13 protein-coding genes and 1 pseudogene are annotated in these 16812 nt (G+C 57.9%); 8 read left to right on the forward strand and 6 right to left on the reverse strand.

Features of this window, described 5'->3' with window-relative positions; all coding sequences use genetic code 11:
• Window positions 1-84: 84 nt before the first annotated feature.
• From LKR43_RS10795 to guaB, 4 genes are all read left to right on the forward strand, one after another.
• Window positions 85-915 carry a 3',5'-nucleoside bisphosphate phosphatase gene (locus LKR43_RS10795; RefSeq protein ID WP_227684113.1) on the forward strand — a complete coding sequence of 277 codons (831 nt, stop codon included), beginning with the start codon at window positions 85-87 and terminating at the stop codon, window positions 913-915.
• Between the two features lie 63 nt (window positions 916-978).
• Window positions 979-1539, forward strand: coding sequence for a transcription elongation factor GreB (gene greB, locus LKR43_RS10800; RefSeq protein ID WP_227684063.1), 561 nt, complete (start codon window positions 979-981; stop codon window positions 1537-1539).
• 75 nt (window positions 1540-1614) lie between these two features.
• On the forward strand, window positions 1615-5688 hold the full coding sequence (gene purL, locus LKR43_RS10805; RefSeq protein WP_227684064.1) for a phosphoribosylformylglycinamidine synthase: 4074 nt from the start codon (window positions 1615-1617) through the stop codon (window positions 5686-5688).
• A 116-nt stretch (window positions 5689-5804) separates the two neighbouring features.
• Window positions 5805-7265, forward strand: a complete 1461-nt coding sequence (guaB, locus tag LKR43_RS10810; RefSeq protein WP_227684065.1) for an IMP dehydrogenase — start codon at window positions 5805-5807, stop codon at window positions 7263-7265.
• A gap of 56 nt (window positions 7266-7321) precedes the next feature.
• Here guaB and LKR43_RS10815 read toward each other — a convergent pair whose 3' ends face one another.
• A complete protein-coding gene (locus tag LKR43_RS10815) occupies window positions 7322-8479 on the reverse strand; it encodes a YbfB/YjiJ family MFS transporter (protein WP_227684066.1) in 1158 nt (385 codons plus the stop codon).
• A gap of 107 nt (window positions 8480-8586) precedes the next feature.
• Here LKR43_RS10815 and guaA point away from each other — a divergent pair, with 107 nt between their 5' ends.
• The 3 genes from guaA to LKR43_RS10830 all read left to right on the forward strand — a co-directional run bounded on the left by guaA (window position 8587) and on the right by LKR43_RS10830 (window position 12221).
• Window positions 8587-10173, forward strand: coding sequence for a glutamine-hydrolyzing GMP synthase (guaA, locus tag LKR43_RS10820; RefSeq protein ID WP_227684067.1), 1587 nt, complete (start codon window positions 8587-8589; stop codon window positions 10171-10173).
• Window positions 10174-10468: 295 nt separating this feature from the next.
• Window positions 10469-11290 carry a type IV toxin-antitoxin system AbiEi family antitoxin domain-containing protein gene (locus tag LKR43_RS10825; RefSeq protein ID WP_227684068.1) on the forward strand — a complete coding sequence of 274 codons (822 nt, stop codon included), beginning with the start codon at window positions 10469-10471 and terminating at the stop codon, window positions 11288-11290.
• Complete coding sequence (locus LKR43_RS10830; RefSeq protein WP_227684069.1) at window positions 11274-12221, forward strand: nucleotidyl transferase AbiEii/AbiGii toxin family protein; 948 nt, start codon at window positions 11274-11276, stop codon at window positions 12219-12221. Before LKR43_RS10825 ends, LKR43_RS10830 begins: the two co-directional genes overlap by 17 nt.
• A 16-nt stretch (window positions 12222-12237) precedes the next feature.
• Here LKR43_RS10830 and LKR43_RS10835 read toward each other — a convergent pair whose 3' ends face one another.
• A complete protein-coding gene (locus LKR43_RS10835) occupies window positions 12238-12864 on the reverse strand; it encodes a hypothetical protein (protein ID WP_227684116.1) in 627 nt (208 codons plus the stop codon).
• Here LKR43_RS10835 and LKR43_RS16320 point away from each other — a divergent pair.
• Window positions 12835-12942, forward strand: a pseudogene (locus LKR43_RS16320) (PDDEXK nuclease domain-containing protein); the annotation flags it as partial. The gene LKR43_RS10835 and the pseudogene LKR43_RS16320 sit on opposite strands and share 30 nt — an antisense overlap.
• A gap of 17 nt (window positions 12943-12959) precedes the next feature.
• Here LKR43_RS16320 and LKR43_RS10845 read toward each other — a convergent pair.
• From LKR43_RS10845 to LKR43_RS10860, 4 genes are all read right to left on the reverse strand, one after another.
• Entirely contained in the window at window positions 12960-13466 is a 507-nt protein-coding gene (locus tag LKR43_RS10845; protein WP_227684070.1) for an arsenate reductase ArsC, read from the reverse strand.
• Window positions 13463-14230, reverse strand: a complete 768-nt coding sequence (arsH, locus tag LKR43_RS10850) for an arsenical resistance protein ArsH (RefSeq protein WP_227684071.1) — start codon at window positions 14228-14230, stop codon at window positions 13463-13465. The genes LKR43_RS10845 and arsH overlap by 4 nt, the downstream gene beginning before the upstream one ends.
• A 343-nt stretch (window positions 14231-14573) precedes the next feature.
• Window positions 14574-14930, reverse strand: coding sequence for a hypothetical protein (locus LKR43_RS10855; RefSeq protein WP_227684072.1), 357 nt, complete (start codon window positions 14928-14930; stop codon window positions 14574-14576).
• 31 nt (window positions 14931-14961) lie between these two features.
• Entirely contained in the window at window positions 14962-16689 is a 1728-nt protein-coding gene (locus tag LKR43_RS10860; RefSeq protein WP_227684073.1) for a M14 family zinc carboxypeptidase, read from the reverse strand.
• Between the last annotated feature and the right edge of the window lie 123 nt (window positions 16690-16812).

The following is a 16812-nucleotide window of genomic DNA, read 5'->3' on the forward strand; positions in this document are numbered from 1 at the left end:
ATGCGCATAGCGTACACTTTGGATCGAACTTGGTTAAACTCGTGAATAAGTATTACTTTTATTAAAATAAACCGGAGCAAGCCTATTAACGTCGATTTGCACTGCCACTCAACGATTTCCGACGGGGTGCTGACTCCTTCGCAGGTAGCTGAGCGTGCCCACGCCAACGGTGTACAACTATGGGCGCTCACCGACCATGACGAAGTGTCGGGCCTGGCGCAGGCGCGTGCCATGGCCAACGACCTGGGCATGAAATTCATTCCAGGCGTAGAGATTTCGGTGACGTGGGCACAGAATACGGTGCATATTGTCGGCTTGGGTATAGATGAAAACTGCCCGCGGCTGAATGAAGGGCTGACCGGCATACGCGCAGGGCGTACCATACGTGCCCGTGAAATGGCCGATAAGCTCGCGCAGATGGGCGTTCCCGATGCCTACGAAGGCGCATTGCCTTACGCCGCTAACCCCGCGCTGATCAGCCGGACGCATTTTGCCCGCTATCTGATCGCGCGAGGCTATTGCGACAGCATGCAAAAGGTTTTTGACACCTATCTGGGCGATGGCATGGCGGCAAGCGTTCCCGTGCATTGGTCCACGCTCGAGGAGGCCGTTGGCTGGATACTCGAAGCAGGCGGCCAAGCAGTCGTCGCCCATCCGGGGCGCTATAACTATACCCCGGTGCAGTTTGATGCCTTTTTCAGCCAGTTCAAGGATCTGGGCGGCACCGGTATCGAGGTAGTCACCGGTAGTCACCATCCCGACGAATACGTTGAATATGCCCGGGTAGCACGTCAATACGGTTTTCTCGCGTCCAGCGGCTCCGACTTCCATAGCCCCAAAGAGGGTAAGCTTGACCTGGGCAGCGTTCCTGCGCTGCCGTCCGGCCTGACCCCCATCTGGCACGATTGGATTTAATTCCCCTGGTCAGACCCGCAAAAAGGCGTGGTTTCCAGGGGGTGTTTGATATGGTCGATTCCCATGAATAAAGCATTTGTCAAAGAGTCTGATCACGACGATGACGACGACCTGGAACCTGCAGCAACGGCATTGCCGGCGGGCACCAAGAATTACATAACCACCGAAGGGTATAAACGTCTGCGTGCCGAACTGGTGCATCTGATGAACGAAGAAAGACCTGAAGTGGTTCAGGTCGTGTCCTGGGCTGCCTCTAACGGCGACAGGTCCGAAAACGGTGACTATCTGTACGGCAAGAAGCGGCTGCGTGAAATTGACAGGCGCATGCGCTTCCTGACCAAACGCCTGGAAATGGCCGAAGTGGTCGACCCGGCCACACAGCCCAACAGAGACCAGGTCTTCTTTGGGGCCACGGTTGAATATTCGGACAAGGCAGGCGAAACCTTCAAGGTAACCATCGTTGGCGTCGACGAGGCCGACCCCCTGCAGGGCAAGATCAGCTGGATTTCACCGGTTGCGCGTGCTTTGCTCAAGGCCCGCGAGGGAGATACGATCACGCTGCGCACGCCTGCAGGACTGGACGAGCTGGATATTCTGGAGATCACTTACCCTGATCCTCAGTAGCGTGGACGGACCTGCATCTACCTTTGCCGCAAACGGGTAAAATGGCATATTTCCCATCTTTCCTTGCGTTGCATCGTGACTCCTATCCAGTACTTTCTTGGCTCGCCGGTTTTGTCTTCTTTTCGCCGCGAGCGTCTGCTGCAGCGTTTTGCCGATCTGGGGCTGCCGGTTTCCGACATTCACGGCCAGTTCGAGCACTACGTCTGGACTGAAAATGCCCTAGAACAGCAAGCCCTCGACAAGCTGACTCAACTGCTGGACTACGGCGTTGCGCAAGCTGCCGGTGAAGGCAACAAGAACGCGTTGGTCCTGCGTGTGATTCCCCGGCTCGGCACAGTGTCGCCCTGGGCCAGCAAGGCGACCGACATTGCGCATAATTGCGGTCTGGCCGACGTGCGACGTATCGAACGCGGCATACGCTATACCATCACCCCGTCACGCGGACTGCTGGGCGTCAAAAAGCTTGATGAGGCGCAGCTTGCCAGCATCGCCGACTGCCTGCACGATCGCATGACTGAAACTGTGGTGGATGAAGCCTTTGATGGCACCGCATTGTTCACCTCGTTGCCCGGCAAGCCCATACAGACCATAGACGTCCTTGGTCAGGGGATGACGGCGCTTACACAAGCCAACAATACACTGGGCCTGGCGCTGTCCGACGACGAAATTGAATACCTGGATACCGCATTCAGACAGCTGGGCCGCAACCCGACCGATGTCGAGTTGATGATGTTTGCGCAGGCCAACAGCGAACACTGCCGCCACAAGATTTTCAACGCCCAGTGGGTCATAGACGGTCAGGAGCAAGCCAATACGCTGTTTGGCATGATACGGGCTACGCATGCTGCACAGCCCGAGGGCACCGTGGTTGCCTACTCTGACAATGCCGCCGTGATGGAAGGCGGCCCAACGACCCTGTTCCATGCGGGGCATGCGGGCGCCGAGCCCGTTTATGCATCCCACCAGGCTACCGTCCATACCTTGATGAAGGTGGAAACCCATAATCACCCTACGGCCATAGCGCCATTCCCCGGTGCCTCGACCGGTGCCGGCGGTGAAATACGTGATGAAGGTGCAACAGGCCGCGGCTCCAAGCCCAAGGCCGGCCTGACCGGTTTTACGGTCTCCAATCTGCAGTTCAAGGATGCCATCGAGCCCTGGGAAACCGATGTGCATGGCGCGCCCGACCGCATTGCCAGTCCGCTGGACATCATGCTCGATGGCCCCATAGGCGGGGCGGCATTCAACAACGAATTCGGGCGTCCCAATTTGTTGGGCTACTTCCGTACTTTCGAACAAACGGCGGATGATACCCGCTGGGGCTACCACAAGCCCATCATGATAGCGGGCGGCCTGGGTGCGATTGATTCGCGCCTTACTGCCAAAGATCCCATCCCGCCGGGTGCGCTGCTTATACAGCTGGGCGGGCCGGGCATGCGCATAGGCATGGGGGGCGGGGCGGCTTCAAGCATGAGCGTGGGCACCAACAGCGCCGAACTCGATTTTGATTCCGTTCAGCGCGGCAATCCCGAAATCGAAAGGCGTGCACAGGAAGTCATTGATCGGTGCTGGCAGCAGGGTGAGCGTAATCCCATTATCGCCATCCACGACGTGGGTGCCGGTGGCCTGTCCAACGCCTTTCCCGAACTCGTCAACGATGCGGGGCGGGGCGCGCTGTTCGAACTGGAACAGGTACACCTGGAAGAGTCGGGTTTGTCGGCCGCCGAGATCTGGAGCAATGAATCGCAGGAACGCTATGTTATGGCGATCCTGCCGGAAGACCTGCAGCGTTTTGACCTCATCGCAAGGCGGGAGCGCTGCCCTTACGCGGTAGTAGGCGTCGCTACTGAAGAACGCCAGCTGCGTGTCACTTTCGGTGAGGGTTTGCCAGGCTACGACGGCAACGTGGCGGTTGCTGCGCCGGCCAAGCCGGATGCCGCCACTGAGTTGCGTCCGGTCGATGTGCCCATCGATGTCATTCTGGGCAAACCGCCCCGCATGACACGGGACGTCCAGCGCGTTGCGACTGAACATAAGGCTCTCGATATTACCGGCATTGCACTGGACGACGCGATTGCGCGTGTACTGCGCCATCCCACCGTCGCCAGCAAGAACTTCCTGATCACCATAGGTGACCGTTCGGTAGGCGGATTGTCCAGCCGGGACCAAATGGTTGGCCCTTGGCAGATTCCGGTGGCCGATTGCGCCGTTACGCTGGCCGATTATGAAAGTGTGCGGGGCGAGGCCATGGCCATGGGTGAACGCACGCCTGTCGCCGTGATTGATGCGCCGGCCTCCGGACGCATGGCTGTAGCCGAGGCGTTGACCAATCTGGTAGCCGCCGATGTTGAATCCCTTAAAGATATCAAGCTGTCGGCCAACTGGATGGCCGCCTGCGGTGTGCCTGGGCAGGATGCAGCCCTGTACGACACGGTAGCCGCAACCAGCCAGTGGTGTCAGCAACTTGGCCTGTCTATACCGGTGGGCAAGGATTCACTATCCATGCGCACCGCCTGGGACCACAACGGCGAAGCGCGCGAGGTGATCGCGCCGGTTTCGCTGGTCATCACGGCCTTTGCTCCTGTGACCGACGTGCGTGCAACGCTTACGCCGCAGTTGCGCACCGACGTTGGCAATACGGCTTTGATACTTATCGATCTGGGTAAGGGGCGTCAGCGTCTGGGCGGTTCAGTGCTGGCGCATGCCTATAACCAGATGGGGCAGGAAGCTCCCGATCTGGATGACGCGCCGGCTCTGGTTGCCTTCTTCAACACAATACGCAATCTGGCAGCCCAGGGCTCCATCCTGGCCTACCACGACCGTTCCGATGGTGGCTTGCTGGCAACCGTGTGTGAAATGGCGTTCGCCGGCCACGTGGGGGTGTCCGTCAATCTGGACATGCTCACCATTGATCCCTTGGCTGCTGACTGGGGTGACTATAAAATACGCCCCGAGCAAGTCTCCGTGCAGCGTGATGAACTCACGCTCAAAGCCTTGTTCAACGAAGAAATCGGGGCTGTCATTCAGGTGGCCGCCGAGCAGCGCGACAGCGTCATGCAGCAACTGCGTCAGGCGGGCCTGTCGGCACATTCCCATGTGATCGGCAGTACGAATACCGTGGATGAAATCCAGTTTTATCGCGACGGCCAATGTATTTATCAGCAGCCGCGTGCCGACCTGGGCCAGCAGTGGGCCGAAGTCACGCGCCGCATTATGGCGCTGCGCGACAACCCGGCCTGCGCGCAAGCCGAATTCGATATCTGGCAGGATAAAAACGATCCGGGTCTTGCCGTGCGCGTCGATTTTGACCCGCAGGAAGACATTGCAGCGCCTTATATTGTTACGGGCAAGCGGCCTAAAGTCGCTATCTTGCGCGAGCAGGGCTGCAACAGCCAGGTCGAAATGGCCTGGGCGTTTGACAAGGCCGGCTTCGAGGCGCTCGACATCCACATGACGGATCTGCTTTCCGGACGTGCCAGACTGGACGACGTGCAAGGCATGGTGGCCGTAGGTGGCTTCAGCTATGGCGACGTTCTTGGCGCAGGCGAGGGCTGGGCACGTACGATACGTTTCAATGACCAGTTATCGGACCAGTTTGCCGCTTACTTTGCGCGTCCGGATACCTTTGCGCTGGGCGTATGCAATGGTTGCCAGATGATGGCAGCCCTGGCAGGCATGATTCCGGGCGCAGAGGCCTGGCCGCGCTTCACTCGCAACCAGTCTGAAAAGTACGAAGCCAGGTTGACTCTGGTCGAGGTCGCTGATTCGCCTTCGTTATTCCTGCAAGGGATGCAGGGAGCGCGCGTGCCTATCGCTGTGGCACACGGCGAAGGCTACGCCGATTTCTCCTTCCAGGGCAACCAGCCTGCGGTGCATGCCGCCTTGAGTTACGTCGATCACTACGGCCGGCAGACTGAACAGTATCCCTATAATCCCAATGGCAGCCCCCAGGGCCTTGCCGGCGTTACTACGGCCGACGGCCGTTTCACCATCATGATGCCGCACCCGGAACGGGTTACACGCAATGTGATGATGTCGTGGGCCCCGGAGCGTTGGGGCAATCAGGATAGCGGCGGCCACGATACGGTGCACGGCGGCTATAGCCCCTGGCTGCGCATGTTCCGCAATGCACGGGTGTGGCTGGGATAAGCCTGCTGTTACCGGGCGGGGGCGGCGGCAGTCGCTGCCGCCCCGCCATTCTTGCAGGGTATAGGTACAGACCCTAGGTTTAGGCGTATAATCTTGCTTTGCACGGAGCCTAGTTTATGCGTCTCATCAAAAAAGCGCTTACCTTCGACGATGTCTTGTTGGTACCGGCGTATTCTGAAATCCTGCCCCGCGACACCTCTTTGTCCACTCGCTTCACGCGCGATATCACCCTGAATATCCCCTTGGTATCGGCCGCCATGGATACCGTGACCGAGTCGCGCCTGGCCATTGCAATGGCCCAGGAAGGTGGCATTGGCATTATCCACAAGAATCTGAGCGCTGACGAGCAGGCGCGCGAAGTCGCCCGCGTCAAGCGCCACGAGTTCGGTATTGTGATTGATCCGGTCACTGTCACGCCCACCATGAAGGTGCGTGATGCGATCGATCTCCAGCGTCAGCACGGCTTTTCGGGCCTGCCCGTCGTCGAAGGCGGCAAGCTGGTGGGTATTGTCACCAACCGCGACCTGCGCTTTGAAGACCGCCTTGACGTCCCATTGCGCGACATCATGACGCCGCAAGACCGACTGATCACCATGGATGAAGGCGCCACGCTCGAAGAGGCCCAGGCGCTGATGCACAAGCACCGCCTTGAGCGCGTGCTGATCGTCAACAAGAATTTCCAGTTGCGTGGCTTGGCAACCGTCAAGGATATCGTCAAGAACACCGAACACCCCAATGCGTCCAAAGACAGCCAGGGGCAGTTGCGTGTCGGCGCTGCGGTCGGCGTGGGTGAGGGCACTGAAGAGCGTGTTGAAAAGCTGGCGGCTGCAGGTGTAGACGTCATCGTGGTCGACACCGCACACGGGCATACCGCCGGCGTAATAGAACGCGTGCGTTGGGTAAAGAAAAACTATCCCAAGATTCAGGTAATTGGCGGCAATATTGCTACCGCCGCCGCAGCCAAGGCACTTGTCGAGGCAGGTGCAGACTGCGTCAAGGTTGGCATAGGTCCCGGCTCCATTTGTACGACCCGTATCGTTGCCGGGGTAGGTGTACCGCAAATCACGGCTATTTCCGACGTTGCCCAGGCGCTTGAAGGCACGGGTGTACCGCTTATTGCCGATGGCGGCATACGCTATTCCGGCGACGTCTCCAAGGCGCTGGCAGCAGGTGCATCGGCCTGCATGATGGGTGGCATGTTCGCGGGAACCGAAGAGGCTCCTGGCGAAGTCGTGCTATTCCAGGGGCGCTCATACAAGTCTTATCGCGGCATGGGCAGCCTGGGCGCCATGGCCGATGGTTCGGCCGACCGCTACTTCCAGGATCCGGCCAACAACGTCGACAAGCTGGTTCCCGAAGGCATCGAAGGCCGCGTGCCTTATAAAGGCAGTGTCATTGCCATCATCTATCAGCTGGTTGGCGGCATACGTGCATCCATGGGCTACTGCGGCTGCGCCACTATCGAAGATATGCGTACCAAAGCCGAGTTCGTGGAAATCACAGCGGCGGGCGTGCGTGAGTCACACGTACACGACGTGCAGATCACCAAAGAAGCACCCAACTACCGGGCCGATTAAAAGGCCAATACGCAGTCTGGAAACTGCGGGTTCTGCATCGGGGGCGGGGCGCGAGCTTATGCTTGCGCCCCGTCTGGTATAAGCAGCCAGGTACTGCTGATTATCAGTCCTATGGTTGCCAGAACCAATGCAAAATCCAGGTCGGTATTGAACCAGGCGTGGCCAAGGCTGAAGAATACGGGGCCGATCAGCTGGCCTGCGGCGAACGCAGCAGTGAGTGCTGCAATAAGCTTCCTGGGGTGGCTGCCACCGCAAGCTTGTGCTTCCTGCATGCCAAGCATGGTAACGACCATGAAAGTTCCGCCTACGCAGAGCGCAGCAATAATAATGGCGGTCATGCCAGGCCACACTACCGGCAGCAATACACCTACTGCCATCACGAGCTGACAGACGGCCCAGAGCGTGCGGCGTCGCCAGTTCGCCAGCAGGGTGCTGGCCAGTGCCGTGGATACTGCAGCAGCCAGGCCCAGCGCGGGCCAGGCCAGTCCAAAAACGGCGGGATCGTCGATAAGCATGCGTGCCTGGGCAGGCAAGAAAGTGGCCGGCAATATATACCCAAAACCGAACAAACCGTAGCACAGCACCAGTTTCCAGTAGGTCGAACCAGACGCGCTGCCATGACTGCCTGCCGCTGCAGGGCCAGGCTGGGTTGTTGGTGTTTGCCATAAAGGGCGCGCAGCCAGCATGCCCATCAAACCCAAAACCGCCAGCAGCAGCCAGGCCTGTGACGATGGTATGGAAGCCAGACCCAGCCCCATGCACAACAGACCTGCCACGGCGATACCGCTGCCGACCCCGGCAAATACCAGACCGGCCCGTTTTGACTGGCCTAAAGCCGCCAGGCGGGACAGGCATAGCGCCGCGGTTCCGACCAGCACGCAAGCGCTGGCCACCCCGGCAACAAACCGCCATGCCAGCCATCCCGGCCATGAGTCGGTCAGCCCCATCAGTGCAGTGGTGATGACAACGAGCAGCAGCCCACCCCGCAACATGCTTGAAGGCGAGTAGCTGAGCATGCCTGCAGCCAGCGCGCCAACCAGATAGCCGAGATAATTGGCGCTGGCCAGCCAACCACCTTGGGCCAGTTCCAGACCGGCATCGTCTTGCATCATGGGCAGTAAAGGCGTAAAGGCAAAGCGGCCTATGCCCATTGCAACGGCCAAGGCAATGAAACCGGTGAATGCCAGTAAGACGGCGGAATGCTTGTGCTGCATTGATGCTCCCTGTTACGTGAAACTGTAGCCTTACTGGTGCCTTTAAGCCAGCGAAAACAGCGCCAATACGTTACATTAACGCCTTGAATTCTTTTTTTGTTTAAGCCATGCACCAGCGTATCCTTATTCTCGACTACGGTTCACAAGTTACCCAGCTCATAGCCAGGCGCGTCCGCGAAGCGGGCGTATATTGTGAAATTCATCCCGGTGATGTCGACGACGCCTTCATCCAGGCACAGCAAGGCTTGAAGGGCATTATTCTGTCGGGCAGCCATGCTTCCGCCTATGCCGAAGAGTCCATGAAGGTCCCGGCCCAGGTTTTCCAGGCCGGTGTGCCAGTGTTGGGCATCTGCTACGGCATGCAGTCCATGGCCGCACAGCTTGGCGGCAAAGTAGAGTGGTCGGATCATCGCGAATTCGGCTACGCCGAGGTGCGTGCACACGGCCATACCCGCCTGCTTGATGGTCTGCAGGATTTCAGCACCGCCGAAGGCCATGGCATGCTCAAAGTCTGGATGAGTCATGGCGACAAGGTCACCGCCTTGCCTCCAGGGTTCAAACTAATGGCATCGACGCCATCGTGCCCGATAGCCGGCATGGCAGATGAAACCCGTGGTTTTTATGCCCTGCAGTTCCATCCCGAAGTTACGCATACCCTTCAGGGCGAAGCCATGCTGGCCCGTTTCGTTACCGAAATCTGCGGATGCGATCGCGACTGGAACATGCCCGATTACATCGACGAAGCCGTCGCAAACATACGTGCCCAGGTTGGCAGCGACGAGGTCATCCTTGGCTTGTCCGGCGGTGTTGATTCCTCGGTGGCAGCCGCCCTGATCCACAAGGCTATCGGCGATCAGCTTACCTGCGTTTTCGTTGACCACGGCCTGTTGCGTCTGAACGAGGCCGAGCAGGTCATGGCCATGTTTGCGGGTCATTTCGGCATCAAGGTCATACACGTCGATGCCACCGACGATTTCATGGGGAAACTGGGCGGTGTGTCCGATCCCGAAGCCAAGCGCAAGATTATCGGCAAGGAATTCGTGGAAGTATTCCAAACCGAATCAGGCAAGCTCAGCAACGCTCGCTGGCTGGCACAAGGCACTATTTATCCAGACGTCATCGAGTCTGCCGCATCCAAAACCGGCAAGGCAGTAGCTATCAAGTCGCATCATAATGTTGGTGGATTGCCCGAAGACATGAACCTGCAGCTGCTCGAGCCCTTGCGCGAACTGTTCAAGGACGAAGTGCGCAAACTGGGTGTTGCCCTGGGTCTGCCGCCTGCCATGGTTTACAGGCATCCTTTCCCCGGGCCTGGCCTGGGGGTTCGTATCCTGGGCGAAGTCAAGAAAGAATACGCAGATTTGCTGCGTCGCGCCGATGCCATTTTTATTGAAGAGCTGCGCAACACCATAGACCACACCAGCGGGAAAAGCTGGTACGACCTGACCTCGCAAGCCTTTGCCGTATTCCTGCCGGTCAAATCGGTAGGGGTGATGGGTGACGGTCGAACCTATGACTACGTTGTAGCGCTGCGCGCGGTTCAGACCACCGACTTCATGACCGCAGACTGGGCCGAGCTGCCGTATTCCTTGCTGAAAAAAGTGTCATCGCGCATTATCAATGAAGTGCGCGGCATCAACAGGGTGACCTATGATGTGTCGAGCAAGCCGCCTGCGACTATTGAGTGGGAGTGAGGCTGATTTTATAGTTTATTGATTTAACTTAATAAATATAATGCCATTGATGGTGCATTTCACATCATTAATGGCCTTTTTTATGGTATCTGGAGACCATGCGCTGCAGATGCCGATACCATGATCGGATGGATGATGCCAGGCATGGTATCGGGAGAGCTCTCGCACGTGGGTTGTTGCTGGGCATTGCTCAGTTTATCTTTCTGATAAAAAGATCACTTTAAGTGATCTTTTTATGTATTTTACAAACTGGTTTTACTTGGCAAGAGTTCATAAAAACTGTATTTTACTCACTATGAGTGATCAAAATTCAGGAAAATTGAACTTGTTGCTAGCCGAGTTGGGTGACACCCGACTGATATCGAGTCGCTGGCTGCGGTCCCACGGCTACTCCAACAGCCTCGTCGCACGCTATGTGAGCAGCGGTTGGCTGGTGTCGCCTGCTCGTGGGGTTTACATGCGTAAAGGCGGTCACCTGCAGTGGGAGGGAGTGGTACGCAGCCTGCAGATCGGAGAGGGGGTTTCGCTACATGTCGGCGGCCGCTTCGCGTTGAGTCTGGCAGGGCACGAGCACTACTTGCGCCTTGGGGAAGCAGGAGCAATCACTCTGTATGGGCCCGCGCGGCCACCTGGTTGGCTCGGCAAACTTTCATTGGTGCAGTGTTTCGAGTTCCTGGGAAGAGGAGGATTCGATCTGCTTCCTTTGTCGTTCACAACAGAGACGCCGGAAGGGATGCTGTCCGAGCATGGGCTGGCTTGGCATCAGATCGCGCCAAGTACTGACGCCCTGGTCTGTTCCACACCTGAGAGGGCCATACTGGAGTTGTGCGATAGCGTTGTGGATGCAACGTTAGTCTACGAGGTAGATGCGCTGATGCAAGCCATGACCACGTTGCGTCCGCAGCGGGTCGGCCAGATGTTGCAGCACTGTCGCAGCATCAAGGCCAAACGCTTGTTCCTGGCGTTGGCCGAACGTCATCGTCATGCGTGGTTGCCTCATGTCCCATTGGATGGTGTTGATCTGGGTCGGGGCAAACGAGCACTGGTGCCTGGCGGACGCCTGCATCCCACTTACCAGATAACCTTGCCGGGAGATCTTGATGAGCACCTTGCTTGATCATTGGGACCGCCGTTATACCGATCGTGTACGGCTGTTGGTTGATATTCTGCCGGTACTTGGCCAGGAACTGCGTTTCGCGCTCAAGGGCGGCACGGCAATCAATCTGTTCGAGCATGATTTGCCTCGCCTGTCGGTGGATATTGATTTGGCGTGGTTGCCAGTGCATGACTATGCTGAAGACGCAAGGCTGATCGCGGAAGCTCTTGGGCGCTTGGCCGATATGCTGCGCGCCAGGCCACTGCAGCTGCAAGTGCAGTTATCGGCGGGCGATGGTGCAGGCGTTACGCGACTGGTAGCCAGCCGCGGTCGTGCCCGAGTGCAGATCGAGACAACGCCGGTCATGCGCGGCACGGTGCATCCGGCGCGAAATATGGTGGTTCGTCCGAGGGTTGAAGAGGTGTTTGGTTTTGCCTCGATGCAAGTATTGAGCTTTGCCGATCTCTACGCAGGCAAGCTGGCAGCCGCATTGTCGAGACAGCATCCGCGTGATCTTTTTGATGTTGGTTTATTGCTGGAGGACGAGCGGACAGATCAGGTGCTCTGGCGAACATTTCTCGTCTACCTGACCTGCAGTCCTAAACCTGCATGGGAAATGCTGGCGCCCCGTGTGCCAGCAGATTTTGCAGCCACCTTTGAAGCGCATTTCAAAGGTATGACGGCTGAGCCCGTCGATGCCGAAGCCTTGCTGGATGTTCACGAGCGCCTGCTGGCGCGTGTAGCCGAGTGGCTGGATGAATCATCGTGTACGTTTCTGCGGTCCGTGGAGAGCGAGCAGCCGAACTTCGGTCTGATCGGGCTTGCGCATGCGGAGGAATTGCCAGGGGTGCGGCGCAAGTTGCATAACTTGGCTAAGCGCACCGACGCCAAGCGGGTGGTGGATCGAGGTTTGCTGGAAGCAACTCTGGAGGAGATCGCTAGAGCCAGATGAGAGGCGCGTAAAACGGTCAGCGGGGTATGGTATTTTTCTTGGTACCAGCAAGATGCGTGCTTTCAATATTTTGATTTAAAACAGCTTTTTTTTTATTGATAACTGAGTGGGAATGATCCCGTGTCTGGTATGACCAGGCACCTGATGGCATGAAATGCCCTGAAGCCCGCGTAATTGCGGGCTTTTTTGTGATTTCGTCTGGCACGATCTGGCAATAGAAGGTATTGGCTACCGCTGTGAAACCGGAAGGCCAGGTAAAGCTGGGTGACTTATTGGCAGGTATCGGGCGCAAGGTGAAATTGACCGACGAAGAAATGGCTGTTTTTGAACGTGACCATTCACCTGCCCGCGCAGCGAGTTTTGAATGATCTTGCTGGATACGAACGTTATATCGGAGCAGTTTCGAGCCGTACCCGATGAAACGGTGATCGGCTGGTTGAATCGCCAGCCGCTGGAAACGCTTTATCTGGCATCCATGACTGTGGCCGAACTGCGCGCCGGTGTAGCCCTGATGCCCGCTGGCAAGCGCCGGACGGTGCTCAGTGACAGCATCGAACACCAGGTGTTGCCGGTATTTGTAGGCCGGGTGTTGCCGTTTGATATGGCGTGCACGCGTGCTATCGAGAATGCGCTGGTCAAACATGTCACGGAATTTCTGCTAGAACTGGGCGCTGGCTTCGCCTTTGTTGGACGGCAGGTATTGTTGGATGTGGGTGGCGATGGCCTGCGCGTCGGCGCTCATGGTTCTTGCTCAGTCTTGCCGATGCTCGACAGCTCGCGCTTGATGGCTGTGCGGTCGAGCATCGTTAGCGGCAGACTCACGAACAGGCGGACGCGGGTCATAATGTGCCGGAAGGTCTGCTCGAAGGCCCGGCGCTTCTCGTCGTCGGTGCCTTCGACGGCGGCCGGATCTTCAAACCCCCAATGCGCCGAGATCGGCTGACCTGGCCACACCGGGCAAACCTCGCCGGCGGCGTTGTCGCAGACAGTGATGATGAAGTCCATCTCTGGCGCGTCGGGCGTGGCGTACTCGTCCCAGCTCTTGCTGCGCAGGTTCTCGGTCGGGTACTTCACCGACTCTACCTTTTCGATGGCGAAGGGATTGACCTTGCCGGTCGGGTGACTGCCGGCGCTGTAGGCGTGGAAGCGGCCTTCTCCCATTGTGTTGATGAGGGCTTCTGCCATGATGCTGCGGGCCGAATTGCCGGTGCAGAGGATGAGGACGTTATAGGTTCTTTCGGTCATGATGTTTGGCTTTCTAGTAGTGGTTGGCGAGCAATGGCGATGGATGAAAGATCGGTGGTCCTGTCGAGGGCTAGGCCCGCCGCCTTTCGTTCGGAATAGCGGTCTGTCAGGGTTTCGCGGTGTGGCCGCAGCAGCACCGTGAAGCGCACCAGTTCTTCCATCACATCGGCTATTCGGTCGTAGTACGGCGAGGGCTTCATGCGGCCCGCCGCGTCGAACTCTTGGAACGCCTTGGCGATACTCGACTGGTTCGGGATGGTGAACATCCGCATCCAGCGGCCGAGCAGGCGCAGGGTGTTCACGGCGTTGAAGCTCTGCGATCCGCCGGATACCTGCATCACGGCCAGCGTGCGGCCTTGCGTCGGCCGGAGGCCGGCCATTTCAAGGGGCAGATGGTCAATCTGTGCCTTCATGAGGCCGGTAATCTGGCCGTGGCGTTCCGGGCTGCACCAGACTTGCCCCTCTGACCACTCGGACAGGGCGCGCAGCTCCTTGACCGCCGGGTGATCGTCGCCTTGCATCTGGTCGGGTAGCGGTAGGTCGGACGGGTCGAAGATGCGCGTTTCCGCACCGAAGAATTGCAGCAGCCGGGCTGCTTCTTCGACGGCCAGCCGCGAGAATGAGCGGGCGCGCAGCGAACCGTACAGAAGCAGGATACGAACCGGCGGCGCATCGGGTGCCAGCCCGAGCGCGGGCCGCTCGATGACAAAGGGCTTTTCCAAGGCGGGCAGGAAATCCGGGTCTGGAAGGTTGCGCAGTCTCATGCCGATACCTTCCCGGCATCCATGGTGCAAGACAGGTCGCACTCGTGCCCGCCGCAGTATTTTTCCGAGAGAAAAGCCGCTAGCGCGGCTACAGCATTTAATATTTTCATAATTCAATAATAGTAGAAATATAGGACATAATCAACGAGATATTTGAGTTGCAGACCTATCCCGGCAACAGAGGAGCCCATCGAAGTCGGGTTTCAAAAATGTCCGATGGTTGCGCGACCTTCCTGGCGAACTGTTCTGGCTCCGGCCCCGAGTCCGGCAGGGTGATCCAAAGCAGAAAGTGCCCGCCCCCGGTTCGAAGCGCGGTCCCGCCGTCACCGAACCGAGCGTGAAATCATGGCAGTGAGTCTTCCTGCATCGGCCACAGGGCCTGTTCCAGCAGCGGCAATTCCCGGCTGCTTTGAAGCACGCGCTTATACCAGGGAGGCTCATCCCTGAGGGGAAGGCTCACCAGCCTGGGAGCGCCAATAAGGGACAGGTTGTTGATCACGCGCGCCAGCAGGCCTTGGGCGGCGTGATCCCATGCCACATCGTTGTCCGCGAACAAAGTGAAGCCTGCGGCCTGGAAGCAAGCATCATGGTTTACCGGAGCCGGCCAGATCGCAAGGGACCGATGGCCGGGTGGAGTGAAATGCCGCGCATCATCAGACGGCAAGGCCGACCAGTGGATCTGGAGCGCGGATGGGGTCATGGCGTACGGGTTGCGGTTAGGCAGGCGTTCATCAAAATAGTCCTTGCAGCGCCTGGTAGGCGGCCAGAACGGTCTCCATTTGTGCCGTGTGGGCGCGAACGAAGTTTTCACCATAAATGGTTTCGTCCGGATATTCCGTAATCAGTGTAATGGGTACGCTATAACTGTCGTCCGCAGCGATCAGGCACGGAAATCCATTAACAATACGAAATCCCGAAGCCCCTGCGTGCCGTTCAAATAATTCAAGCTGCATATCGTTCCGCTGCTTCAGGCCGTCAATGGTGGCCAGGTGGCGGGTTACATGATCAAGCAGTTTTTCCACTTGCTGCGTCCAGGCTGGTTGATGTCGAACGACCAGGAAGAAGCCTTTGGGCAACGTCCACATTCCGAAGCAGCGCGGTATGTAACCAGAGAATGGTCGCGTCCATTCATGTGAGGGATAGCCGTGCAAATTCACATGGAGTTTCGCGTCAGTCAGTGCCTGTGCCTTGATGCGTATGGCTTTTTCACCCAGCTCCTGTGCACGGCGGTACTCAAGGTCATCGCCCATGGCGGTGTAGCGTGCAGCATGGTGCATGTGATTCGGGTTAACGGCACACAGGCGTCGATGCAGTTCATAACCGTCGGGATTCTCGAGCGGTGAGATGATGAAGTGTGCCGTGTCGCGGGTGATCAGCTGTCGGGCGGCACGCAGTGCGCCGACTACGCCGCTGGTTTCGTTGGCATGCTGGGCGCCGCTGATCATCATGGGCACATCGCTGCCTTTGATGTAGCGACCGTGAACGGTGCGGCCCGAGCGTGTTTGTGCGTGGTAGTGTTCACCACCCAGGCTGTCCAGTTCCCGCAGAACCTGCGCCGCAACTAGCGGTGCTTGTGCGGAGTCCAGCGGTTGGTTCGGGCCGCTGCTGTCTTTGGTGTGCAAGGCCTTCGTAACAACAAGCACAGAGGGCGCGCCTGCGTGGTATGAGATTTCAGGAACAATCTGCCCGGGCTGCAAACCGCGGTCACCCAATGGCCGGCCTGATTTCTTCTGGAAGAACTCCAGCAAAGAGAAATAGATATCTTCATGCAGGGCCTCGGTCAGGCTGATGGTTTCTTCAGCGTATGCCAACGAGCGGTCTGCTATCGGTAACTGCGCCGCAATGTTCAGTTCTTCGAAATAGGGCTCGGCATCGCCCCAGGCGTGGCCGGATATGGTTTTTATCGTGTCATGAAACAGCTGTTCAAGGTCGGTTTCCATGCGTTCGCTGCTTGCCTGGCCCTGATGCGAGATGCTCAGCCAGCCGGTGGGTGACAACAATATCTCGCCATCAATATCCTCATGCGTGTAATTTGGAGCAAACACGCGGTGGCTTGCTTCACGGCCGTCCTGGTAGGTGAGCCTGACCTGATAAGTAAGGTCGCAGGAATGGGTGGCGTAGAACTCAACGTTTGCGTCACCGACGAGCTTGGTAAGCGGGTAAGCTTCAAGAAGAAAGCGGTTGGGCGCACTGGCTTCGTGCACTGGGTAGCCTATGCTTGCCGCGGCAAGTGTTGCGGTATCGATCTCTTCCAGGAAGAAGTGTACGAGCGGCTTATAGGCACTGCGCAGCACGGCGTCTACGCCCGAGGTGCGAAGTGTGCTTTCGGCCGCTTTACGGCTTTCGTGATCGTCGAACAGCCAGGCCTGAATGCTTGCTCCGCGCATCGAGGGTGTGGCAAAGCGCGCGATAAGCTTATCAATGCTGCGCTGGTAGTGTTTTTCCAGAAGGGTGCTCATGCTGAAGTTCTGCCGTTGGAGTCCAGGTTGTCGCGTAATCAGTCCTGATCAGTCTAAACAAGTAGATTGTTCAATCAACAATCTTATTCGCTAAACGGATTTTGATATATTCAGCTTGAAAGG

Origin of the sequence: Pusillimonas sp. MFBS29 (assembly GCF_020687695.1) — a bacterium.
Classification (GTDB): domain Bacteria; phylum Pseudomonadota; class Gammaproteobacteria; order Burkholderiales; family Burkholderiaceae_B; genus Pusillimonas_C.

What these genes read in the sequence shown, in the direction of transcription:
- greB (WP_227684063.1), top strand. Translation starts at nt 979, where the DNA reads ATGAATAAAGCATTTGTCAAAGAGTCTGATCACGACGATGACGACGAC.
- guaB (WP_227684065.1), top strand. Translation starts at nt 5,805, where the DNA reads ATGCGTCTCATCAAAAAAGCGCTTACCTTCGACGATGTCTTGTTGGTA.
- LKR43_RS10815 (WP_227684066.1), bottom strand. Translation starts at nt 8,479, where the DNA reads ATGCAGCACAAGCATTCCGCCGTCTTACTGGCATTCACCGGTTTCATT.
- guaA (WP_227684067.1), top strand. Translation starts at nt 8,587, where the DNA reads ATGCACCAGCGTATCCTTATTCTCGACTACGGTTCACAAGTTACCCAG.
- LKR43_RS10825 (WP_227684068.1), top strand. Translation starts at nt 10,469, where the DNA reads ATGAGTGATCAAAATTCAGGAAAATTGAACTTGTTGCTAGCCGAGTTG.
- LKR43_RS10830 (WP_227684069.1), top strand. Translation starts at nt 11,274, where the DNA reads ATGAGCACCTTGCTTGATCATTGGGACCGCCGTTATACCGATCGTGTA.
- LKR43_RS10835 (WP_227684116.1), bottom strand. Translation starts at nt 12,864, where the DNA reads ATGTTTGACCAGCGCATTCTCGATAGCACGCGTGCACGCCATATCAAA.
- LKR43_RS10845 (WP_227684070.1), bottom strand. Translation starts at nt 13,466, where the DNA reads ATGACCGAAAGAACCTATAACGTCCTCATCCTCTGCACCGGCAATTCG.
- arsH (WP_227684071.1), bottom strand. Translation starts at nt 14,230, where the DNA reads ATGAGACTGCGCAACCTTCCAGACCCGGATTTCCTGCCCGCCTTGGAA.
- LKR43_RS10855 (WP_227684072.1), bottom strand. Translation starts at nt 14,930, where the DNA reads ATGACCCCATCCGCGCTCCAGATCCACTGGTCGGCCTTGCCGTCTGAT.
- LKR43_RS10860 (WP_227684073.1), bottom strand. Translation starts at nt 16,689, where the DNA reads ATGAGCACCCTTCTGGAAAAACACTACCAGCGCAGCATTGATAAGCTT.